Origin of the sequence: Paenibacillus rigui, assembly GCF_002234615.1 — a bacterium.
GTDB classification, from domain to species: domain Bacteria; phylum Bacillota; class Bacilli; order Paenibacillales; family NBRC-103111; genus Paenibacillus_S; species Paenibacillus_S rigui.
Genome location: NZ_NMQW01000057.1, coordinates 37,413 through 60,531 on the forward strand (window position 1 = coordinate 37,413; position 23,119 = coordinate 60,531).

Sequence of the window (23,119 nt, forward strand, 5' to 3'; positions counted from 1 at the left end):
GTCTTTCTAGTTGTTTGACGGCCACATGCTTTGATGATACGCCATATCCCAGAACATGTACTCAAATCGTGTCGTATTCAAGAAGATGTCCTCAAGCCGTGCCCACTCCTGCTCCGATACGCCTTCCGCCAGCTCATCCATCAGCTCCATGCACCAGCGGGCCAAGGCCCCGAACTCTTCCGAGCTGTACATCCGAATCCACTCCCCGTATAATTCGTGGTCAGCGGCTCCGGGAATGAGATTCAATTCCTTCCCGATATCCCAATAGCTCCACATGCACGGCAGCAGGGCGGCTACCAAGTGCGACAAAGGTCCGTTCTGGGCGGCATGCAGCATATAATGTGTGTAAGCCAGCGTAATCGGTGACGGCTCAGCCTGCTCCAGCTCCGTTTCGGAGATGCCGAACTGCTCAGCATACTTCCTGTGCAAAGCCATCTCTTCATTCATTGTCGCATCCAGCAGGGCGGCGAACTTACCCATCGTCTTCAAATCTTGGGCCTTCACCGCTCCAAGAGCGAACAATTTGGCATAGTCGATTAAATATAAATAATCCTGGACCATATAAAACCGGAATTTTTCCACACCCAATGTACCTTGACCCATTTCGATAATAAAAGGATGCTGATGATTTTGGCGCCAATCCGTCTTATATTTCTCATATACGTGGTCGGTAAACTTCATTTCCTTGTATGTCCCCAATCATAAATAAACTGGAGGATGACCTTCGTAAATTGAATCAGCTGTTCTACAGAAAGCCCCTCATTTACCGCGTGCGCATTGCTCAAATTCCCCGGTCCGTAGATCGCGGCTGGAATACCTGCATCGCCGAACCAGCCTCCGTCTGTTACCGTTGGCGACACATCCACGACCGCTTGCTCCTTGAAGATCTCTTCATGGGCGTGGATCAGGGCACGTGTGCCGGGATGGTCCGGGTCCACCTCCAACGACGGAAATATTTCACCCCGGTCTTCAATCATCGACGAGCCTCCCCATTCGAATTGGGGCGGGTTCTCTCGCAGCCACAGGTCGGCGCTGGCCACATAGCCGATGTGCTCCTCGATTTCTCTCGTTACCTGTTCGTATGTTTCATTCGGATAAAAATGGACCGTGATCCACAAGCGGCATTCATCCGCTATAAAAGCCGCATGCCGGCCGCCTTCGATGACTGCCGGGTTAATCGTGTTCGTACCGGGGGCGTAGCCCGGATAGCTTTTCATGACGGCCCAATGCCGCTCCAGCTCCTGCAGCCCCTGCTGCACCTTCATCATTTTCTCGATGGCACTGGCTCCGAGCAGCCCGCCTCCGGCGTGAATCATCCTTTTACGGGTCGCGTCGTGGAACGTTTGCCGGCTCTTCACTGTAATCCATCCGGTAATGACGCCGCCCTGTCCCTGGATATGCAGGTCGCTCGTATCCACCACGACGGCAAAATCCGCCGTAAATCCGCGCTTGCAGCATTCCAGAGTCCCCGCTTCACCGACCTCTTCGCCGATCACCGATTGAAAGGTGAGGTCCCCGGGCAGACGAATGCCTGCTTCGTGCAGCAGCTGGATGGCAAATAACGCGCCGGCCAGCCCACCCTTCATGTCCGACACGCCGCGCCCCACAATAACCCCGTCTCTGACGAAAGGGATAAAAGGATCCTGCTCCCAAGGCTCGTCATCGCTCACTTCCGCCACATCGATATGACCGTTCAGGATGAGGCTCTTGTATTGGTCAGATGCGGCGCCTTTCCGTATGCCTACCACATTCGGATCCCCGGGGTATACGTCCCACATATGTACTTCAAAGTCTTTTTCCTGCAAAAAGGACGCGATGAATCGCTGCGCTTCCTCGGTATTTCTGGCCGGCGGCGCCGGTGTTTTGAATCGGACCAGTCGCTCCAGCAGCGCAACCAGCTCATCCTGACGCGCTTCTACCTGCGATAACAATCGTTGTAACGGCTCCTTCACAGACGACAGTCTCCCCTCCATGATATGCAGCACCGGAGAGCCACAGGCTTTTCCGTAAGCTGGCGCATTGGGCAAATAAAAGCCATTTCTTCTTCGGGCAAAGAAATGGCTGTACAAAATTTTATCATACGAAAGTAGTCAATTCAAACCAACCGTTCCCCTGAACGCCGTTCTGTGTTTTAATAGAACATGGGTGTGAACGTGAACAATATAGCGCTCAACCTGATCCATAGCCAAAAGAAACACTCAACCAGATTGGAGCTGCCCTTGTGGACAAATCAACCCGTTGGATTTACCTCATTCTTGCCTTTGTCGTCGCCTCCTGGGGACTAAATATTGTGATGGTCAAATATTTGACCCAAACGGCACCGCCTTTTCTGGTTGCTGCGGTTCGCATGCCGCTTGCCGGACTGGCGCTGCTGCCCTTCGCTCTGCGTAAATATGGCTGGTATAAGCCGACAGGAAAGCAGTGGCTGCTGCTCACCTTGATCGGGATCACCTCGATCTTCTTTCACCAGCTGTTCCTCGCCTCCGGCGTTGTAACGACGACCGCTACGAATGCTTCACTTATTCTTGGCTTGAACCCGCTGACGACCGCTCTGCTTGCTGCTTTGTTCGTCGGGGAAAAAATGACCTGGCGCCTGTTTCTCGGCATCATGGCCGGCTTCTCCGGTGTCGTCATCGTCGTGCTGTCCGGCTCGTCGGATGCCGCCATTGAAATGTCCGGCTGGGGTGACCTGATCATGCTCCTATCCATGCTGGCATACGTTGTTGGCGGGTTGCTGATTAAAGCCATTTCGGGTACCAGCATACCGACGCTTGTCATCACGGCTTATTCGACTCTTATCGGGGGCGTTATGCTGAATATCGGCGCCTTTTTTCAATATGGTCCGTCGGCTTACAGCCAGATTCATTTTAACGCGCTCGGCTGGATCGTCATGCTGATGTCGGCCTGGATTGCCTCTTCCCTCGGCACCCTGGGTTGGAACCACGGCATTAAGCTGCTCGGGGCGAACAGGACCGCTATGTTTATTAACGGCATGCCGTTTGCCAGCATGGTCGGAGCCGTCCTGTTCCTTCACGAGCACATTCGCTGGATTCATTTGCTGGCATTTGTCCTGACAACGGTCGGGATCGTGATCGGGACGAAACCGAAGCGGCCAGCGGCAGTACAGCAAGGCATCGTGGCATCGAAATAACGAAGCTTTAAGGTATCCCGCTTCATATACACAAAAGCAGCCCATGACCGGGCTGCTTTTGATATTTAACACTTCCTTCGATACTAGGTCCAAATGCGCATCAGCATAAGGTTCTGTGAAAATAAAGTTTGAACTGCCGTTGTCTGAACAAGTCTGCCAAACAAAGCAACTAACATTCACTGGATTGCTTCTCCAGAAATGCTCGAATGGATGGATCCATGCACAATCCGGTAGCCCGGCTGTAGGCGGCACGGGCCTGCTCGAACCTCTTCATCCTCTTGAGCAAATGGGCGCTCAGCGCCCAATAAGGCTGATAGCTCTTCACCGATTCTGCCGGTATTTCATCCAACAGCGCCATCCCGATTTCGGCGCCGCGCGCTTCGGCAATGGCTGCCGCTCGGCCTACGATAGCGCCGATCGTTGGAGCGATGCCTACCAGCCCCTCGTATAGCAGCGCGATCCCTTCCCATTCCGTACGGCCAGTCCAGGCACGCTGCGCATGCACGGATTGAATCGCCGCTTCAAGCTGGAACCGACCGATGCGGTTCCCTTGAGCGGCAGTGCGAAGGCAATGCTCCGCTTCCTCGATCATCCCGATCGACCAACGCGAATGATCCTGCTCGGATATGGGCACATAGCCGCCTGCCTCATCGCGCCGCGCCTGGCGGCGCGCTTCGCAATGCAGCATAAGAGCCAGCAAGCCCAGCGCTTCCGGTTCCCCCGGCATGAATCGCACGATCAGCCTTCCCAGGAAAATCGCTTCTTCGGTCAGCCCCTTCCGGCGCGGATCGACGCCGGCAATATCGTCCCAGCCGCTTCCATAGGCTGCATAGACGGCTTCAAGCACCGCGTTAAGGCGCTCCGGCCATTCGTCCTTGCCGGGCAAGTCGAATGTAATGTCGTCGCTTTTTAGTTTCGCCTTCGCGCGGGTAAGACGCTGTCCCATCGTTGCAGGCTTAACAACGAAGGCAGAAGCAATGCGGGCTGCGTCAAGGCCAAGCACCGACTGGAGCATGAGCGGTGTGCGCACGGCTGGATCAATATCGGGATGGGCGCAAATAAACAGCATCTTGAGCCGCTCATCCGGAAATGACGCTTCAAGTCCGGCCCATTGCTGCATATTTTTCGCCATTGCGATCAAAGTCTGCTCCGCACCGGCATGCACGCGGGCATGCCGGGTACCGTCGATCAGCCGGCGCTGGGCAGCAGTGAGCAGCCAGGACTCGGGATGATCGGGCACTCCGGTCGCAGGCCATGATTCCAGCGCAGCCAGGAAAGCGTCCGCAAGCGCATCCTCCGCTGCAGCCGGGTCACGCCAGCACACAGCCAGAAACGCAACCAGACGGCCGTAAGAATCACGGACCGTCTGTTCAATCATTTGGTGAGCATGCATGGCACTCATTTCGAAATCGGATACAAGGTAGGGCGGACCTCAACCGAGCTGCCGGGACAACGTGCCGCCCACTCCAATGCGGTGTCTAAATCTGGCACGTCGATGATGGCCAAGCCACCAATATGCTCCTTGGTTTCGGTGATCGGGCCATCCTGAACCAGCAATTCCCCGCCCTTCCGGCTGAGCGTGGTCCCCGTCTCCGGGGACTGGAGACCTGCGGTGCTTATCACAATGCCGGAATTAATCATCGCTGTGACATAATGTTTCCAGCTTGCGACATATGCCTCCTTGTGAATCGGATCGATTCGTTTGGCGAAATCCTCCGTCGATTCGTACATTAGCAGTGTGTAATTCATCGTTATTGCTCCTCTCAACATTCATAATGGGGTTGCTTCATGTCTTCACTATAAAGACGATTTGGCTCGATGCATTTCTACATCATGCGAAACTATTTTTTAAACGTCAGATGACGCAGCTCAAGACAATCTGTAAACCCATAATCAGTTGACCCTTAATCAGTTGACCCTCTATCGTTGTATACCGGAATGAACGAATCCCACATTGCGGGCGTCCCGCCGGATAAGATCCAGCCTCCCTTTTACAACGCAACGCGAATCCCAGGTACGTGTTGTCGCTCTGCACGGCGGTCGGTCGAATCCCCACCGTTGCTCGTTCTAATCCTCAGCCTCGTCCCATTTGGACCAGCTTGTTCATGGTCGCCCAGTTCCGGGTGGTGGCCGCCAGCTTCAGCTTCTTTTCCAGAAAGTTGTTGGAAAACTGCGACTTGCCGTAACTTTCCCTGCACAGGATGTACACCTCACGGCCGATGACGCGAAACGAATCCACCTCCGTCTGAAGGGACTCCAACGCAGCAACGGCTTCCGCCTGAGGCAGGTCCGCCAATAAAGTCACATACAGCTTTCCCTCCCCCTTCTTCACTTCCTCTTCAAACGGATTACGCTCCAGCACGGCCTCGAGCTCATCGGCCGTTCTTACAATGACCGGCACGTCAAACCCGAACTCCTGACCGATTTGCTGCTGGAGCTTTGCACTGAGCGATTCCGTACTCTGCCCCTCCGCCTCGAACACGACATTGCCGCTTTGGATGTACGTGCGAACCCGTTGAAATGACAGCGCTTCGAATAAGCGTTGGAGCCGGTCCATTTTGATCAATTTTTGCCCGCTCACATTAATACCGCGCAGTAAGGCTATGTAAACTGCCATATAAATAAGCTACCCCCGTTTTAGGCTCGACTATGATTTCACCGCTCGCCCTGGATACACACCATTCCATCGTAACATAAGTGGAGATTGTTGGAAAATAGCTTTCCGAACAGGCTGTACCTGTGGCTTGAGTCCGAATTGTATGTATAATAAAGAGTGCAGTTTCGATATTGAACCGAGAAGGGGGATTACAATTGGAATTCATCGTAGATAAAATCGAGACGAAGGTCGAGTTTTTCGAAGCTTATGATCTGAAGACGCTCGAACGTAAAATCGAGGCCCAAATGGAGATGAACAAGGCCTTGCTTCTGGATATTCACGCCGTCCAGCATCAGGTCACATTCGACCCCCATGCGAATAAAATGCTGTACACGGCCCTTGTCCATTATAAAATCAAAAAGTGAATACACGTCTGGAGGCAGTAACCCATGAAAATTTATGTTGTCCTTGCTCTAAGAGAAGAAGAAATGGAGAACGTATTCGTCAGCGACGACGAGCCAAAAGTGCTCGCCCTGACCACAGCGGACTTCGACGATTGTGATGCGCTGTTCCTGGAGGTATGGGAAGACGGAGCCAAGATCGACGATTACCGGTTAGTGTAGTCAGGTTGAAGGGCGCTCCCCCTCTTGAGAGAGGGCAGCCGTTGATTCAATCCGGCCAAGAGTCATGGCTGTCTATCCGGCAAGCGCACAAAAAGCCGATCATCCCGGGATGATCGGCTTCTTTTATTCAGTCCCCCGTCTTATCGGGCGGATTCGCTTCAGCCTAGGCCTCGGCTTCTTGAACATGCTCCTTGCAGAAAGCATCGACCAGCTGCAGCTCTTCCTCTTCCAGATCGAAGTCAAGATACTGATCCTTGTTACGCTCGTAAAGCTCGTACTTGACGATTCCTGTGCGTCCCTCTTCTACAAGGTAAATGACCCGTATATACAATCCGCTCTCGGAGTACAGCTCATCGTCATCGGGTACTTCTATATCCAGCAAAAATTCATAGCGTTTCCCGGCCAAAATGCCGAATGGATCTTTTATGAATTCCACGCTGTAACCGGTAATGGTTAACATGTCATCATCCTTTCTAAATTATTATTATACATCAAATGTCCGGGAAGAAAAGCTCGCTCCCGCTATTCAATATGCAGCCCGATCGTGGTATCCCCTAGCGGAATCCGCTCCATCCCGTCCAGTTTGGCAAACCGGACGCTGGACAACAAAACACTTTGCTGAAACAAGTCATCGAACCGCTTCAACGCATGCTCCATCGCCTCAGATACATCGAGAGTCAAATGGACACGCTGTTCAATCGGCAGGTTCAGCTTTTTGCGGTAATCCTGCACCGCGCGAATGATTTCACGGACGATGCCCTCCTGCTCCAGCTTTTCGGTAATTTCCGTATTCAGCGTAACTGTAAGCTGGTAACCTGCCGCAGAAGCATAGCCCTGCTTTGCCTGCTTCTCCACAAGAAGCTCTTCCAACAGCAGGCTGAGCCGCTCACCGCCATCCAGCGAGATTTCCAATGAACCGTTGTCAACGGCTCCTCTCGCCTGCTCAGGGGATAGCTGCTTTAATACCTGCTGAATCGCACCGACAAATTTGCCGTACTTTTTACCGGCTACCTTCAAATTCAGCTTGAGACTGTAATCGGTAAATTGGCTGCCGCCCGTCTCCACGCGAAGCTCTTTAACATTGATCTCATCCTTGATCAGCTCGCCGAAGCGGTCCAAATGAAGCTCTTTATCACTGGACACGATCAGCTCGGACAAAGGCTGGCGGGTTTTGATCGCCGTATCGTTACGGATATTGCGTGCCAGCTCGACAATTTGCCGCGCATGCTCCATATCGTTCTCCAGCACGGGATCGATCAAATCCAGTCGGGCCTGAGGATAATCCGTCAAATGGACGCTTCCTTCACCACCCAGATTGCCGTACAGATCCTCCGCCAAAAACGGGGCATATGGAGCCATCATTCGTGCCAGTGTCATCAGGACCTGACGCAGTGTTTGATAGGCGGACGCTTTGTCCTCCGTCATGTCGTGACCCCAGAAGCGGTCCCGGGAACGGCGGATATACCAATTGCTCAACTCGTCAACGAAAGCCTCGATCTGCTTGGCCGGATTCAAGAAATCGTTCGCTTCCAGCCCCTTGATGACCTGCTGCAGCGTGCTGTTCAAACGGGATACGATCCAGCGGTCCAGCTCATTCTTGGAAACCCGCTCCGGATGCAGTTCCGGCTTATATTGGTCAATCAAAGCATACAGCGTATAGAAGGCATGCGTATTATGAATCGTATCGATAACCTTGGATTTGGCCTCAGCCACGATCTGCTTGGAGAACCGCTTGCTGTTCCAAGGCGCGCTGTCGGACAACAGAGCCCACCGGGCCGCATCCGCACCGAATTCGGCAAGAATATCCCAGGGATCGATCACATTTCCTTTGCTCTTGGACATTTTCTGTCCGTTCTCATCCAGAATATGCCCGGTCGAGATGACCGCTTTATAAGGCAGCTGCCCGTTATACAGCGTGGAAACCGCCAGCAGGCTGAAGAACCAGCCTCTCGTCTGGTCGATGCCTTCGCAGATCATGTCCGCAGGATACTGCTCCTGGAACTTCCGTTCGTCTCCGAACGGATGGTGGTATTGAGCGAGTGGCATCGAACCGCTGTCGAACCAGACGTCGATAACCTCAGGCGTACGCTCCATCTTTCCTCCGCAGCTGCACCGCAGCTTCACTTCGTCCACGTACGGCTTGTGCAGCTCCAAATCCGGGGCTACAGGCCCAACAGCCCGATCGAACAACTCCTGCCGGCTGCCCGGCGCCGCTTCGGCTCCGCAATCGCCGCAGATCCACAAATTCAGCGGCGTTCCCCAGTAACGGTTCCGGCTTATATTCCAATCGACCAAATCTTCCAGAAATTTGCCGAACCGGCCTTCCCGAATATGCCCAGGGTACCAGTCCACCCGGCTGTTGTTCGCAATCAGCTGCTCCTTGACGGCCGTCGTCTGGATGAACCAGCTCTCCATTGCATAGTACAGCAGCGGGGATTTGCAGCGCCAGCAGAACGGATAGCTGTGCTCATAACGCTCTTTGGCAAAGAGCAGCCCGCGTTCGGACAAGCTTTTGATAATATCGACATCGCAATCCTTGACGAATCGCCCGGCAAAGTCGGCGATGACTTCCATGTACTTGCCCGAACCGTCAACCACATTCACGAAGTCCAGCTGATGCTCGCGTGTCGTACGGTAATCGTCTTCCCCGTGGGCCGGAGCAATGTGGACGATCCCCGTACCGCTGCTGTCGCTTACGTAATCGGCATCGACAACCCAATGCCCGCGCTTGACAGCAATATAACCGAACGGCGGCTCATACGCCGTCCCGACAAACTCGGAGCCTTTATGGCTGGATACCACCTCATACTCGCCTTTGAATACTTGATCCGCCAGCTGCTTGGCAACAACATAAACTTCTCCATCCTGCTTCACCTTGACATATTCCAAATCCTTGTTCACCGCAAGTGCGACATTGGCCGGAAGCGTCCAAGGCGTCGTTGTCCATGCAAGAAACGTATACGCACCCTCTTTGCTCTTGAACTTGACCGTGGCACTTAAATCCTTGACATCCTCATAGCCTTGAGCGACCTCATGCGAGCTTAACGTCGTCTGGCAGCACGGACAGTACGGACTGACGCGATGTCCTTTGTACAGCAGTCCTTTTTCATGAATGACCGATAAAATATGCCATACGCTCTCGATGTAATCATTCGTCAAGGTGATATAAGGATCATCCATATCGGTCCAATACCCGATCGCCTCGGTTAACTCGCGCCACTGCTTCTCGTATTCGAACACACTGCTTTTGCACTGCTCCACAAACTCGGCTACACCGTAGCTTTCGATCTCCTGCTTGCCGGAAATGCCCAGCTTCTTCTCTACCCCCAGCTCTACAGGCAAGCCGTGCGTATCCCACCCGGCCTTGCGGACAACCCGGTAGCCGGCCATCGTTTTGTAGCGCCCGATGAAATCCTTGATGACCCTCCCAAGCATATGGCCGATATGCGGTTTGCCATTGGCGGTCGGCGGCCCTTCATAAAATACGAAATTCGGCTTATTGTGCCGGTGTTCAATGGACTGCCGGAAGGTATCGTTAAGCTTCCATTGCTCCAGTATGCGCAGCTCCCGGGCTCTTGCTTTTTCTTTAACATCGACTTTATTCATACGTGTCACCCTTTCGATTCAATGATTGTAAAACAAAAAAATCCCGCCCCCTAAGGGACGAGATGTCTTCTCGCGATACCACCCTTGTTCCATGAAGCAAGCGCTCAGAGCTCCATGACACTCCTTTCTGCGTACCAACATACGCGGCCCTTGTAACGGCGGGATCCCGGGTCAGCTTACTCAAGTCTTCAGCATTCCTTCTCGGAGAGGATTTTCAACTCATTCTTGAACATCGGCTTTCAGCAAGGCACCGACTCTCTGGGGATCAAGGAATGAACCTACTCTTTCTCGTCAATGAATTTCGGATGAGAGGATTCAATTAATTCAATATATACAACTTTTTCGAAATGTTGTCAAACCTTTATCCGATTTTCAGCTAGGCTCCGGGCTTAAGGGGATATCCATCGATTTCCCTCCAACATTTGCTTTGTGCTTCACGGATGGTTTATGCTTTGAGGTAGGAACTGAATGAGGAACCTGCCTCAACAAGGAGGATTGGAACGGTGAACATGCTTCCCATGGAGCAATTCCGCAAGTTTAAGAATGAAATTACCAGGTTTCTGATGGATTACAAGTTTGCATTGGATGCATTCGAAACGAAAATTGAAATTTTGAAGGAAGAATTTCAATTTTTTCACGACTATAACCCAATCGAGCATACCAAATCCCGGCTCAAATCACCGGAAAGCATTTTGAAGAAAATGTATAAAAAAGGGTGCGACATTTCGCTTGAAGGCATTCGCTCGGAAATCAAAGATATAGCCGGGATGCGGATTACGTGCTCGTTCATCTCGGATATTTACCGGATTGCCGATATGCTGCGGGCGCAAAGCGATTTGAAAATATGCGAGGTCAAGGATTATATTCAAAGCCCCAAGCCGAACGGCTACCAAAGTCTTCATTTGATCATAGAAATTCCGGTGTACATGTCCGACCGGCAGGAGAATGTGTGTATCGAAGTGCAGATCCGCACGATTGCGATGGATTTCTGGGCAAGCCTCGAGCATAAAATTTATTACAAATACAATCGGGAGATCCCTTCCCATCTCCTGCAGGAGCTTAAGGAAGCCTCCGAATCCGCGGCTGCATTAGACCGCCAGATGGAACGTCTCCACAAGGAAATCAGCGAAATCAAGGAAAGCCAAATGGAGGAAAGAGAAGAGGAGCTGAAGCGAATCAGCTTGAGCAATCAGCAGTTCCCGATTCCCGAAGCCTTGGTTCGTCTGATGAGCGGCGTGGAAGAAACATAAGCCTTCAAAGAACCAAGTGTACAAGCTCATTCATCCATGCAAAAAGACCTGCAAGCCATCTCCGGCTTGCAGGTTTTTAAAATAATAAAAGCCCTCATCTCTATAAAGAGACGAAGGCTTATAAGCACTCGCGGTACCACTCTTGTTGCCAAACCATGCGGTTTGACCCCTTATAAGATAACGGTCTTCAGCCGGACCTTCCTACTGCATTCAGAAGGCCATCTCATGGGTCCGCTTCATCCATGCCCAGGTACCGGCTCCCACCACCCCCGGCTCGCTGTCACTCTGGTGCATAACTACTGTCCCAATCATCGATATTTAGCAGTTCATTTTCACCTATTATACCCCATTATTGGTATGATTCAACATATGCTGCAAAACTTCTTCCCAATGCTGCTTCATTGCTTCTCTAGCCGTCGCATCCGCCAGGTTCTCTTGATGAAAGCTTACCGTTGTTTTGCCGCTGCCATTCTCTATGAGCCGAATTTGAATCGTCGAGGGCTTAGCCCAGCCGGGCTTTTGCCAAGTTAAACGGAGCTGCTGCTGCGGCTTAACCACCCGTACCTCTCCCTCGGCACCTGAGCCGGTCCTATAGCGATACTTTGGTTCAAAATGGAGCTCCGCTCCCTCTCCCAGCCATTGTCGGATGCCATCCGCCGATGTAACGTAAGCCCAAGCCTGCTCTCTCGTAATCGGCAAGGTCCTCCTGACACCAATCTGAAAGCCTGCGGATTGGGTTTGACCAGTCACTTTTGTTTCCATTGCGGCAATCACACTCCCCATGAAACAGTATAGGAATAGATTACCACATTTCTTATCTCTCGATCATCTGTTCCCTTCCAGGCCCCACCGAAATATACCGAATCGGACATTCCGCTAATTGCTCTACACGCTTCACGTAATCCTGCGCCTCCTTGGGAAGCTCGGCAAAGGTGCGTATATGGGAAATATCCGACCTCCAGCCGGGCAAGCGCTCCCACACCGGTTGGGCTCCCTCCAGCTCGGCAGATACAGGGAATTGATTCGTTTGCTCCCCCTCCAACCGGTAGGCCGTGCAAACGGGGATTTCATCCACATATCCCAGTACATCCAAGTTGGTGAGCGCAATTTCCGTTGCCCCCTGCAGGCTGCAGCCATATCGGGTTGCAACGGCGTCGAACCACCCCACCCGGCGCGGACGTCCCGTCTTGACGCCATATTCTCCGGCATCGCCTCCGCGTCGTCTAAGCTCCTCGGCTTCCGGTCCGTCGAGCTCTGTCACAAAAGGGCCTGCGCCCACACAACTGGAATAAGCTTTTACCACAGCTACCACACGCCCGATCTCATACGGAGGAACACCTGCGCCCACCGCTGCAAAGCCTGCCAATGTGGAAGAGGAGGTCGAATAAGGATAAATGCCGTGGTCCGGATCGCGCAGAGCGCCTAATTGACCTTCCACCAGCACCCGTTCTCCTTTCTTGAGCGCACCGTGCAGCAGCTGCGTCGTATCGCAGACGAAAGACTTCAGCCGCTCCGCATAGACTGCCAGCTCCTCCATCATGTCATCCGCTTGCACTACCGGTTTCTTGTACAAATGCTCGAACAACACATTCTTGGACGCAAGTGATGCTTCCAGCCTGTTCCTTAAGCGCTGCGTGTCGTACAGGTCCGCGACCTGAATACCCTGCTTGCTGTATTTGTCCGCATAAAAAGGGGCGATCCCTGACTTCGTGGACCCGAATTTCCTCTCACCGAGACGCTCCTCCTCGAATGCATCCAATTGGAGATGGTACGGAAGCACAACTTGAGCCCTATCCGAAATGTGAAGCTTAGGCTTCGGTATGCCTCTGGACAGCAATGCGTCCCACTCCCGCAAAAAATCGCCGGGATTCAGCGCCGTCCCCGGCCCGATCACATTCGTAACACTTGGGTAAAATACGCCCGATGGTAACAGGTGAAGTGCGAATTTACCATATTCATTAATGATTGTGTGCCCCGCATTGCTGCCTCCTTGATACCGGACAACATAATCGGCTTCGGCCGCGAGCACGTCCGTCATTTTCCCCTTCCCTTCGTCTCCCCAATTGGCGCCGACAATAGCCGTAATTCCCATATGAACCGCTCCCCTTCGCTTGATTCATCCTACACAATCCATTATATTCAAGGTATCGCCATAAATATAATGAATCGTTTTGATATCTGATATAAACCAAAATAATACCAAAATGAACAAAATCACTCACAAAGAGGTGCAGGGGATGAATCTGGAATGGTATAAGGTGTTCTATGCTGCTGCCCAAACCGGCAGCTTGTCCAAGGCTGCTGAAGCACTGTATATTACGCAGCCTGCAGTGACGCATTCCATTAAGCAGCTGGAAAGCCAGCTGGGCGGACAGCTTTTTTTCCGGACCTCCAAGGGCGTTCAGCTGACCGATGAAGGTCAAGTGCTGTTCAAATATATCGAACAAGCGTTTAATTTTATTACAACCGGGGAAAGAAAGCTGGCCGAGCTGCATGAGCTGATGACCGGCGAAATCAAAATCGGCGCTGGGGATACCCTATGCCGTCATTACCTGCTGCCCTATTTGCAAAGCTTTCACAGCGCCTATCCCGATATTAAAATTCAGGTGACGAACCGAACCTCCCCCGAGACAATCCAATTGCTGAAGGAAGGGAAAATCGACCTCGGCATCATTAACCTGCCTGCCACGGATGCCCGGTTAAAGGTCGTCGAAAGCGCGTCGCTACAGGATTGTTTTGTGGCAGGTCTCCGGTACAAGCAATTGAACGGCAAGCCCTTGACCCTTGGCGAATTAAGCGGCTACCCTCTTATATTATTGGAGCAAGGCAGCAACACCCGGGCGTACATCGACGGCTATGCAGCCGAACAAGGGGTTTCCTTAAAGCCGGAGATTGAGCTCGGCAGCAACGACTTGTTAGTAGAATTTGCCCGAACCGGTCTCGGCATAGCCTGTGTCATCCGAAACTTTGTGCAAAAAGAGCTGAATGCAACCGGTTCCGATCTCTTCGAAATTCAGCTGGACCGCCCGATCCCTCCCCGAAAGGTAGGCATCATCACATTAAAGGATGTGCCTCTATCTTCCGCAGCCAAACGTTTTATTGACCAAATCCTTGCCTAATCGCCTCTTTAAGCTATCCGTCAACAAATTATGCTATTTTATAAGTCTATTTATCCTATTATATATTGTAATTTAAACAGGTATATCATATAATCTTTTTTACGACTATAAATGGAGTGACATCATCTTGGTACATAACGACGAGCATCGATTACATACATTGGGGCAATTTTTGAAAAATACCCGTACCCGGCTAGCACCCTCCGCCGCAGGGATTACCGTGACAGGAAGACGGAGAACCCCGGGTCTTCGGCGGGAGGAAGTAGCACAAATCGCAGGTGTGAGCACCACCTGGTATACCTGGCTGGAGCAAGGCCGATCCATCCAGGTCTCTTCCCAAGTCCTGGAGAAGGTAGCGACAGCCCTTCAGCTGAACCCGGAGCAGCGAAGCTACCTGTTCCTGCTGGCCAATCCGCAAACGGCTGAAATTTTTGCCGAGCGTCCGCCCAAGATCCACCCTACACTGCAGCGTATTCTCGATTATTTGAATCCCTGCCCTGCCTTCATTGCTGACCGCAGATGCAATATTGTGGGCTGGAATCAGGCCGCAGGAGCCATGCTGGGTCCGATCGGCCCGCTAAGCACGGAGGAGCGTAACATTGTCTGGCTATCGTTCATGAAGCGGGAGCTGCGCGAGCTTGTAGTCAACTGGGAAGACTTTGCGCAGGATTTTGTAGCTATATTACGAAACTACTACAGTCAATATAAAGGGGACCCTTGGTATTCGGAATTCGTGGAGCATTGCGGAAGAATTCATCCCCAATTTCACAGTCTTTGGGAGCATAGCGACATCCCTTCCGCTCCCAAAACGATACGAGAGTTCAGACACCCTCAAGAAGGCAAAATGCGCTTCGAGATTACTTCCTTCCAGGTGTATGCACATGCCGATTTGCGCTGCTGTGTCTATACACCGCTGCCCGACTCGGAGACGGAGAACAAGATGAGGAAGCTGCTTGGCACCGCCGCCGTTTCATAAGGCTCGGACCCAAGTGATTCCCCGGGAAATAACAACACGAAAAAGCCGCTTCCCCATCCAATGGGAAGTCGGCTTTTTGCATGGTATGGCTAACAAATTGAATATCTTATGAATTCCCGGCGTCCTCGGTGTGGTACCACAAGTGCCGCAGCTCTTCGCTTGTCTCAAGCAGCTCCTCAAGCGTTCCCTCCGCTTCAATCCGCCCGTCCTTCAGCACGACGATATGGTCGGCATGGGCCAGCGCCGTTTTGCGGTGTGAAATGACCAGGCACGTCGCCTGCCGCTGCTCATAGATGCGCTCCCACAGCTTGCGCTCGGTTTCGACGTCCAGCGCACTGGACAAGTCATCGAACACGAGCAGCTCCGCGTCGCGGACGAACATGCGGGCTGCCGCGGTACGCTGGGCTTGCCCTCCGGACAGCTTCACGCCGCGCGGGCCGATGACAGTATCCAGGCCGTGCTGGAGCAGGCCGATGTCCCGCTCGAGCACAGCGGAATGGACTGCGGCTTGCAGTCTGCTGTCTGCGGTCTCGCTATCGATACCGAGCAAAATATTATTGCGCAGCGTATCGCTGTAGAGCCGCGGCACCTGCGGCGTATAAGCGCTATGCGGCGGGACGAAGAAATCGCTCGGCGCTCCCACCCGCTCGCCATTCCAGTAGATGTCGCCCCGCTCCGGCGGCAGCAGACCGAGCAGTGTCCGGACCAGTGTCGTCTTTCCGGAGCCGATACGTCCGGTTATGACCGTGAAGGAGCCTTTCGGGATGTGAAGCGAAATATCCTCGATCCCTCTCCCCGTCTCCGGGTACCGGTAGGTAAGACCCTGTACGTCCAGCCGCTTCAGCCTACTTTGCTCGGACGGCGTCACTGAGGACGCCAGACCGGCAGGAGGCTCCGATCTCAGGTACAGCGGATGAGGCTCTACCATCCTCGTATCATCCGTGCCCTGCAGCAATTCGGCCAGCCTCACCTTGGCAACGGTGCTTTGTTTGAAATAGGTCAAAAACTTTCCGAAATTTTGAATGAACTGGGTGACGAAGGTCAAATAGTACACGAACAAGGCAAAATCGCCTACAGAGAAGCTGCCGTCCCGCATCGATTGCGCTGCCAGCAGTAAGATAAAGCCGGTGCCGATGTTCACCGTATTGGAAAACACCGCATCGAGCATTTGCGTCAGCAGCTGGTCCTTCAGCATCGCTTGACGGCGGTTGTCATTCAGCTTGCGGAAGCGGTCAATGACCCGATCCTCCGCTCCGGCCACCTGAATCGACTGCACGGTGCTGAACATTTCACTGATCGCGCCGGTCACCTGACTCGTCGCTTCCCGGCTGGCGGCGCGGTATTTTTGCAGCCATGTCGTAGAAAGCTGTGCAATCGTTACTACGATAACAAGCGGTACGAACACCCACATCGTCATGGATGCGTTAATCCGGTATAAAATCGTAAATGATACCAGCGCGAAGCAGGTCATGCCAAACGCATCCACCGACCAGCTGATCGTTTCCTCCACTTGGTCTACATCGTCGCGGAAGCTGCTGATCGCCTCTCCGGGGGAACAAGGAATCGCCTTGGCTCCGGGCTCCTTCAATATGTGCTGCAGCAGGTTTCTCCGCAGCAGCCCCCCGATCCGAAACCGGAACTGGACATCCGTAATAAAGCCCATCACGATCAGCATCGCCCGCCCAAGAGCAGATGCAATAAGCAGAATGATCAACGTACCTATACTGAAGCTATAAACGGCCTCACCGGACAGCGTATCGAAAAATTGCTTCGTGATCCAGCCCGGGGCGATCGGGGCCAGATAGATCAGAGTCCAGGCCAATGCATTCACTACATAAAGGGCCGGCCGGTAGCGCATCAGACGCCACAGGAAAGTAAACGTACTCACGCCAGCATCTCCTCCATTCCGACCTGAAGCATTTGATAATACCGGGACCGGCTGTCGACGGCTAAACGCGTCCTGTCCCCATGCTCAATGACACGCCCCTGCTCCAGAATGAGAATTTCATCCGCTCTCTGGATCGTCGACAGCCGGTGGGCGATCACAATGCAGGTACGGTTGACGAGCAATCGGCTGATCGCCTTCTCGATCTTTTGCTCCGTCGCCGGGTCCAGACGGGATGAGGCTTCATCCATAATAACAAGTCCGGGGTCCGACAGGAACACCCGGGCAAACGAGAGCAGCTGCGCCTCTCCTGCCGATACACCGCCTCCGCCGGATTCCAGCTCGCTGTCCAGCCCGTGCGGCAGGGAATGATACCATTCCCCCAGACCAAGCTCCTCCATCACGCCAATCATGCGGGAGTCCGGAATGTCGTCACGGAAAAAAGTCAGATTATCTCTGACGGTCCCCTGGAAAATTTCAATGTTTTGCGTGACCAGCCCAACCCGGCTCCTCAAATCCTTGAGCGTCGCTGCGCGGAGGTCCACCTGCTCGAGCAAGATGCCGCCTTCGCGCGGATCGTAGAAGCGGAGCAGCAGCCGGGCCAGCGTTGTTTTGCCGCTTCCGGTGCGTCCCAATACTCCCAGCACCTTGCCGCGCTGCAGGTGAAAATCGATGCCATGCAGCGTCGTGCTGTCCTCCTCGTAGCCGAACTCCACCTTATCGAATGTTACGGACAGCGGCCCCTGGGGAATCGGCTGCCCGATCCCGTCCAGGATCGCCGATTCGGTTTGCAGCAGCTCGCGAATCCGGATAATGCTCGCGTCCGCTTTTTGCAAATCCTCCATTTGTGTACGGATTTTCTCAATCGGTTTGGACATCAGCTCCGTATAATAAAAAATCATGTAAACCGTTCCGATCGTAATGGAGCCCTGCTTCCACAAATAAGCGCTCAGCGCGAAGGCGACTGCATTGCCAATCGTGAATACGACCAGTGTCGTAATCCACATCGAGGCCCAGCCGAGAAAAGCTTTGATCCGGATCGGCATCCATTCGCGAATGAGCTGATAAAACCGGTACATTACGAACCCGGTAGCCCCGTTTGCCCTGGTGTCCTCGGTCCCTTCCAAATGCTCACCGAGGAAGCCGTAAAATTTGGAGCTCATCTGCCGCAGATTCCCCCAATGGGGTACCGCATACTTGCGGATATGCTGAATGGCGAGCATCGCCAGCACGACGAACAGCGTCATGCCTGTGCCGATCAGCCAGCCCTCGCGGAACAACAGCACCAGCATGCCGGCGACCAGCAGCAGATTGCTCAGCAGCGTAACGACGAAATTCGAGAAGAAATTAGCCAAATTGTTAATGTCCCCATCCACCCGCTCAATAATGGCGCCGGACGTATGCGACTTGTGAAAGGACATATCCAGCTTCATACAATGAGCGGCCACATCGCCGCGCAGCTTGTTGGTCGCGATCCAACCGACGTTTTCCCCGATATAGGTAGCGGCCAGGTTAACGCCCTGCTGTAGCAGCGAGACGACAATAAACAAAACCGCCGCATACATAAGTGGCGCGGTCGTTGCCTGGGTCTGGGCCGTATCGATGAAATAACGAATAATTTGCGGATTGACGAGCTGCATCACAATACCGAGAATGAGCAGCGCGGATAATCCGGTGATCGCTTTGCGAAGCGGACGAAGGTAGCTTTTCAGCAGTACGGTGTATTCCTGCACCGGAATTTTCCGGCTCTTCTTCATGGATGTATCCCCCCCTCGATTCCATATCCTCCGATCACTACTATGGAAAATCCTATCTAACCTTGGAAAAAACCGTGTAAAAGTAACTTTAGTAGATCGCCCGACGCACGTCAATGGATTTTTCAAATATAACCATCCCTTCTGGTATCGCTTCCAAAAGAGCGTGTCTGCCTTGGCCTGTCCATGCTATAATAGGAGCAATTATTGATAATAGGAGCCGTGTCCATGCCGTTTCGTTTCATTTATCTCATCCGCTTCGCCTTATTTCTGACCGCAGGCGCTATCTTCGTGCTTCTCCGTGCCTCCTCGACGGGAGACGAAATCGCCCGCACCCCGCTGCAGCTGGATACTGCCCCTGCCGCTTCCTGGACCAGCGAAGAGCTGAAGCGCGATCCGAATATTATCGTCGTTCTCAGTGAAGCCTTCTGGGATCCGACCGTCATTCCAGGGCTCACGTTCAGCCGGGATCCGATTCCAACCTTCCATGCTCTTCAGCAAAAGTATACGAACGGCTGGATGCTTTCTCCGCAATTCGGCGGCGGCACAGCCAACGTAGAGCTGGAGGTGCTGACCGGCAATTCGATGCGGTTTCTGCCGGAGGACTCGATTGCTTACGAGGAGTTCATTAAGCATGATGTAGACTCCATGGCAAGCATTTTGGCACGGCAGGGCTACACCTCTACGGCGATCAGCCCTTTTTACAACTGGTATTTCGACAGTTCCAACGTATATCGGCACTTTGGCTTTTCACGCTTTATCAGCTTTGAATATTTCAACCCGAATGAATATGTCGGCCCCTACATCGGGGATCATGCCGTGGCCAAGCGAATCATAGAAGAGAGTGAACGCAGTACGGGCTCGGATTTTATTTTTGCCAATACCATGGAAAATCACTATCATTATTGGCCGAACAAATTCAAGAAAAATACGATTGATATTAAGGGCAATATGTCCGGGGAAGCGCTTGGCATTCTCGAAACCTATGCACAAGGCGCCAACGGTGCGGATGCGATGCTGCAAGAGCTTGTAGAGCACTACAGTCGAGTGAAGGAACCGACCATTCTCGTCTTTTTCGGAGATCATCTCCCTTCGCTGGAGAAGGAGTTCGTTTACCGTGAAAGCAAATATATTAGCGGAGAGGACGATCCCGACTATCTGGAAAAAATGCACCGTACCCCGGTTCTGGTCTGGGACAACTATTTGAATCATGGCAAGGACTCGCTGCAGATCAGCCCTTCCTTCCTGAGCCCTTATGTTCTTGAGCTGGCCCAAAGGAAAGGAAGCACTTACACCGATTTCCTCCATGAGCTGTCCCGGAAAATTCCGGTCATTCCGCCTAAAGCCTATTATGAGGCTTACCACATTCGGGAGGCGGATTTGACCGAGTACGAGCAGCGGCAGCAGCAAATCTTGTTCGGCGTGGGCGATTCCGCGGAACCGGTTAAGCCCCCGATCGGCAAGGATCCGAATTTCATATCGGGATATGGCGATCCTGCGATCCGCTCCGTAGCTCCGGATCACCTCCAGGCAGGCGAAGGCGGACTGGTCGCCGATTTGAAAAAATCCGTCACCCTGACGGTAAAGGGTGGCCGGTACGGCATTGCAAGTGTGGTGTTTGCGGATGGAAAGCCGCTGCAGACGGAATGGCATAATGAGGAGACGTTAACGGCTTCCTTGCCTAAAGAAATGATGATGGGGCCAGGCAATCTGCAGCTGGATGTAAGAGTCGTCGACGAGAAGTACAACGTGCTGGGTCAATCCCCACCTTACCCGCTCCAGATTAAGGATAAAAAAGAAAAATAAAAGCATACGAACCAACCCTGAGCCGCTTAAGAGCTTGGGGTTGGTTTTTTACTGTCTGTTTCTGGATATACAAGGAGTAAGCCTGAAATACAGCGCCGGCTGCGAATTTTGTAGAATACACGTTCATTATGCAGATCTGAGGGATAAACGATGAGATTCGTTACAAAGACGAGACTGGAATATCTTCAAACCTTGTTAGTCCAATCGATCGAGGATACCAAGAAGCAAAAAGAGGCTTTGCATTTGCTGGAATCGATTGAACGGGATATCGAAGAAAACTATGCTGAAATTCAAAGACCGATCCGGCTGACCGAGCGGTTTTAGCTTTTGGCCGGCGTTTCGGGATTGCCGGTTGTCTGTTTCCTCAAGGTGCGCTGGGTGAAATAGACGCCGGCCACGATGAATACAATACCGAGCAGATGATACAAATGAAACCTTTCGCCTGTAAAGCTCATTGCGAAGATGGTGCTGAACATCGGAATGAAATTAAGGAAGCCCGCACAACGCTGCGGTCCGGCCAGCTCTATCGCGCGATTCCAGGACAGGAACGCCACGATGGAGGCGAACAAACCGATATACAGCAGACCTGCCGCCACGGGAAAACTCCATTCAACCGGTTTCCCAACCGTAAAGAGCTCCATTGCGGAGAGCGGAATCATAAGCACCAGCGCGAAGCCCACCTGCACCAGCAAAAAGGGACTGGCCGGAAACAGCCCGGCCGCCCTTTTCATGCCGACGGAATACATTGCCCAGCACAACACGGCCAACAGCATCCACAGATCGCCTTTATTGAACGATAGGCTGAGGAGCGCATCCATACTGCCCCGGCCGATAATCCAGGCGACCCCCGCCATAGACACGACAATCCCGGGGATGGCCCTCCAGGCCAGCCTTTCTTTTAACATGACCCAGGATAGCACAACGACCATAATCGGTGTCGCCGAATTCATAAGCGAAGCATTGATCGATCCCGTATACTGGACCGCCACATAGGTTAATGTGTTGAACCCAGCCACACCGGTGATAGAGAGAAAGCTGATCATTTTCCAGTGCTTTCGCACCTTAGAGCGCAGGCGCAAGGCTTCCTTTCCGTAAAATAGGGCCAGACCTGCAAAAGCAATGCACCATCGCAGTGCGGCCAGCGTAATCGGCGGCATATGGCTCACGAGCACTTTGCCGGCAACGAAATTGCCCCCCCATATACATGTGGCGATAATAAGTAAAGCGTAAGATGAATTACGCAGCATGCGAGTCACTCCTTGATGTATGCAAATTGGTTATAGCCTCCGAATCGGCTGACCCGCCAGAAAAGCCTGGATATCCTCCACCGCATCCCGATAAAATGTCCGGTAATTGTCCTCCGTCACATAACCGAGATGAGGGGTTGTGAGCACATGAGGCAGAGACCGGAATACATGCCCCTCCGGGAGCGGCTCCACTTCATACACATCGATGCCGGCTCCTGCGATCCAGCGGTTGGCTACCGCCTCCTCCAGCGCTTGCTGATCGATGATGGGGGCTCGTGACGTATTTATCAAAAACGCAGTAGGCCGCATATGTTTCAGCTCTTCCGCACCGATGAGTCCTCTTGTCCGATCGCTAAGCACCAAATGGATCGATACGAAATCACTGCTCGCAAGCAGCTCTTCCTTGGAGGCTGCAAGCTGAACGCCCACCTCATCCGTCCGTTCCCGGGTCAAATTCTGGCTCCATGCGACGACCTCCATGCCGAAGGCCAAGCCGATTTGCGCCACGCGGCTGCCCAGCTTCCCAAGTCCCAGCAGACCGAGCCTTTTGCCGGAAAGATCGGTACCGAGCGTGCTCTGCCACGGCCCATTGTTTTTCACCGCAGCATGCTCCCAAACGATATTGCGGGCAAGCCCAAGAATCAAAGCCCAGGTCAGCTCTACTGTCGGGGTAGCCAGCCCGCCCGTCCCGCATACAACGATGCCGCGGTCGGCGGCAGCCTGTGTATCGACGGAGGCATTGCGCATCCCTGTGGTCACGAGCAGCTTCAACCGGGGCAACCGGGCTAGGAGCGACGCGCGAAACGGTGTGCGCTCACGCATAATCACCAGAATCTCATAGCCTTCAAGCGCTTGGACGAGCTCGTCCTCCTCTTCCATATGCTCGTGAAAGACATCCACCTCAACTTGATCCGAAATAACGGACCAGTCGGCTATCGTTCGCGCTGCCTTTTGATAATCATCCAGAACCGCACATCGCAGCTTCATTCAGCCATCCTCCTTCATATGTATAAGCAAGTTTGAGCTGCTTCCCCGTTCTCACCTTTGGGAATCCGGTGAATTTGCATCTCTGCCAAGACGGAGCCTTCTTCCCATCGCTGCTGAGC

At 53.0% G+C, this 23,119-nt stretch carries 21 protein-coding genes and 2 other annotated features; of the genes, 8 read left to right on the forward strand and 13 right to left on the reverse strand.

All coding sequences use genetic code 11. From position 1 onward, the window contains the following. Window positions 1-6: 6 nt before the first annotated feature. The gene (gene tenA / locus CF651_RS29135; RefSeq protein WP_094018378.1) at window positions 7-681 is read right to left on the reverse strand and encodes a thiaminase II; all 675 of its coding nucleotides are present in this window, start codon (window positions 679-681) and stop codon (window positions 7-9) included. After that, complete coding sequence (locus CF651_RS29140) at window positions 678-1,952, reverse strand: acetylornithine deacetylase (RefSeq protein WP_179233047.1); 1,275 nt, start codon at window positions 1,950-1,952, stop codon at window positions 678-680. The genes tenA and CF651_RS29140 overlap by 4 nt, the downstream gene beginning before the upstream one ends. Window positions 1,953-2,221: 269 nt before the next feature. Between CF651_RS29140 and CF651_RS29145 the strand changes: the two genes are divergently transcribed. Next, window positions 2,222-3,151, forward strand: coding sequence for a DMT family transporter (locus tag CF651_RS29145; protein WP_094018379.1), 930 nt, complete (start codon window positions 2,222-2,224; stop codon window positions 3,149-3,151). A 169-nt stretch (window positions 3,152-3,320) separates the two neighbouring features. Here the strand turns inward: CF651_RS29145 and CF651_RS29150 are convergent, their stop codons facing one another. From CF651_RS29150 to CF651_RS29160, 3 genes are all read right to left on the reverse strand, one after another. After that, entirely contained in the window at window positions 3,321-4,529 is a 1,209-nt protein-coding gene (locus CF651_RS29150; RefSeq protein ID WP_245856204.1) for an RNA polymerase sigma factor, read from the reverse strand. 20 nt (window positions 4,530-4,549) lie between these two features. Next, complete coding sequence (locus CF651_RS29155) at window positions 4,550-4,900, reverse strand: YciI family protein (RefSeq protein WP_094018380.1); 351 nt, start codon at window positions 4,898-4,900, stop codon at window positions 4,550-4,552. 325 nt (window positions 4,901-5,225) lie between these two features. Then, window positions 5,226-5,768 carry a DUF1697 domain-containing protein gene (locus CF651_RS29160; protein WP_094018381.1) on the reverse strand — a complete coding sequence of 181 codons (543 nt, stop codon included), beginning with the start codon at window positions 5,766-5,768 and terminating at the stop codon, window positions 5,226-5,228. Window positions 5,769-5,962: 194 nt separating this feature from the next. On the opposite strand from CF651_RS29160, the gene CF651_RS29165 reads away from it, so the two are divergent. Next, on the forward strand, window positions 5,963-6,172 hold the full coding sequence (locus CF651_RS29165) for a DUF2536 family protein (protein ID WP_094018382.1): 210 nt from the start codon (window positions 5,963-5,965) through the stop codon (window positions 6,170-6,172). Window positions 6,173-6,196: 24 nt separating this feature from the next. Beyond that, window positions 6,197-6,370 carry a hypothetical protein gene (locus tag CF651_RS32545; protein WP_179233048.1) on the forward strand — a complete coding sequence of 58 codons (174 nt, stop codon included), beginning with the start codon at window positions 6,197-6,199 and terminating at the stop codon, window positions 6,368-6,370. 163 nt (window positions 6,371-6,533) lie between these two features. Here CF651_RS32545 and CF651_RS29170 read toward each other — a convergent pair whose 3' ends face one another. Together CF651_RS29170 and ileS are read right to left on the reverse strand one after the other, a co-directional pair. Beyond that, a complete protein-coding gene (locus CF651_RS29170; protein WP_094018383.1) occupies window positions 6,534-6,830 on the reverse strand; it encodes a DUF6509 family protein in 297 nt (98 codons plus the stop codon). A 62-nt stretch (window positions 6,831-6,892) separates the two neighbouring features. After that, entirely contained in the window at window positions 6,893-9,976 is a 3,084-nt protein-coding gene (gene ileS / locus CF651_RS29175; protein ID WP_094018384.1) for an isoleucine--tRNA ligase, read from the reverse strand. Window positions 9,977-10,026: 50 nt separating this feature from the next. Further along, window positions 10,027-10,280: a binding site (T-box leader), on the reverse strand. Between the two features lie 199 nt (window positions 10,281-10,479). Between ileS and CF651_RS29180 the strand changes: the two genes are divergently transcribed. Next, on the forward strand, window positions 10,480-11,226 hold the full coding sequence (locus CF651_RS29180; RefSeq protein WP_179233049.1) for a GTP pyrophosphokinase: 747 nt from the start codon (window positions 10,480-10,482) through the stop codon (window positions 11,224-11,226). 103 nt (window positions 11,227-11,329) lie between these two features. After that, window positions 11,330-11,547 (reverse strand) — a binding site (T-box leader). 18 nt (window positions 11,548-11,565) lie between these two features. Here CF651_RS29180 and CF651_RS29185 read toward each other — a convergent pair. Both CF651_RS29185 and CF651_RS29190 read right to left on the reverse strand, forming a co-directional pair. After that, a complete protein-coding gene (locus tag CF651_RS29185) occupies window positions 11,566-11,988 on the reverse strand; it encodes an SRPBCC family protein (protein ID WP_179233050.1) in 423 nt (140 codons plus the stop codon). Between the two features lie 52 nt (window positions 11,989-12,040). Further along, window positions 12,041-13,318 (reverse strand): adenylosuccinate synthase, encoded by a 1,278-nt coding sequence (locus CF651_RS29190; protein WP_094018386.1) that lies wholly within the window; start codon window positions 13,316-13,318, stop codon window positions 12,041-12,043. A gap of 145 nt (window positions 13,319-13,463) precedes the next feature. On the opposite strand from CF651_RS29190, the gene CF651_RS29195 reads away from it, so the two are divergent. Both CF651_RS29195 and CF651_RS29200 read left to right on the forward strand, forming a co-directional pair. Beyond that, window positions 13,464-14,345 (forward strand): LysR family transcriptional regulator, encoded by an 882-nt coding sequence (locus CF651_RS29195; RefSeq protein ID WP_094018387.1) that lies wholly within the window; start codon window positions 13,464-13,466, stop codon window positions 14,343-14,345. A gap of 127 nt (window positions 14,346-14,472) precedes the next feature. Beyond that, window positions 14,473-15,321, forward strand: coding sequence for a helix-turn-helix transcriptional regulator (locus tag CF651_RS29200; protein ID WP_094018388.1), 849 nt, complete (start codon window positions 14,473-14,475; stop codon window positions 15,319-15,321). A gap of 106 nt (window positions 15,322-15,427) precedes the next feature. On the opposite strand, the gene CF651_RS29205 is transcribed toward CF651_RS29200, so the two are convergent. Together CF651_RS29205 and CF651_RS29210 are read right to left on the reverse strand one after the other, a co-directional pair. Next, on the reverse strand, window positions 15,428-17,209 hold the full coding sequence (locus tag CF651_RS29205; RefSeq protein WP_094018389.1) for an ABC transporter ATP-binding protein: 1,782 nt from the start codon (window positions 17,207-17,209) through the stop codon (window positions 15,428-15,430). After that, window positions 17,206-18,963, reverse strand: coding sequence for an ABC transporter ATP-binding protein (locus tag CF651_RS29210; protein WP_094018390.1), 1,758 nt, complete (start codon window positions 18,961-18,963; stop codon window positions 17,206-17,208). The genes CF651_RS29205 and CF651_RS29210 overlap by 4 nt, the downstream gene beginning before the upstream one ends. Before the next feature lie 225 nt (window positions 18,964-19,188). Between CF651_RS29210 and CF651_RS29215 the strand changes: the two genes are divergently transcribed. Both CF651_RS29215 and CF651_RS32550 read left to right on the forward strand, forming a co-directional pair. Continuing rightward, window positions 19,189-20,766, forward strand: coding sequence for an LTA synthase family protein (locus CF651_RS29215; protein ID WP_094018391.1), 1,578 nt, complete (start codon window positions 19,189-19,191; stop codon window positions 20,764-20,766). A 150-nt stretch (window positions 20,767-20,916) separates the two neighbouring features. Beyond that, window positions 20,917-21,090: a hypothetical protein gene (locus CF651_RS32550; RefSeq protein ID WP_179233051.1), complete on the forward strand. Its 174-nt coding sequence runs from the start codon at window positions 20,917-20,919 to the stop codon at window positions 21,088-21,090. On the opposite strand, the gene CF651_RS29220 is transcribed toward CF651_RS32550, so the two are convergent. Both CF651_RS29220 and CF651_RS29225 read right to left on the reverse strand, forming a co-directional pair. Continuing rightward, complete coding sequence (locus tag CF651_RS29220) at window positions 21,087-22,013, reverse strand: DMT family transporter (protein WP_094018392.1); 927 nt, start codon at window positions 22,011-22,013, stop codon at window positions 21,087-21,089. The genes CF651_RS32550 and CF651_RS29220 overlap by 4 nt on opposite strands. 30 nt (window positions 22,014-22,043) lie before the next feature. After that, entirely contained in the window at window positions 22,044-23,000 is a 957-nt protein-coding gene (locus CF651_RS29225; protein WP_094018393.1) for a D-2-hydroxyacid dehydrogenase family protein, read from the reverse strand. Window positions 23,001-23,119 lie beyond the last annotated feature (119 nt).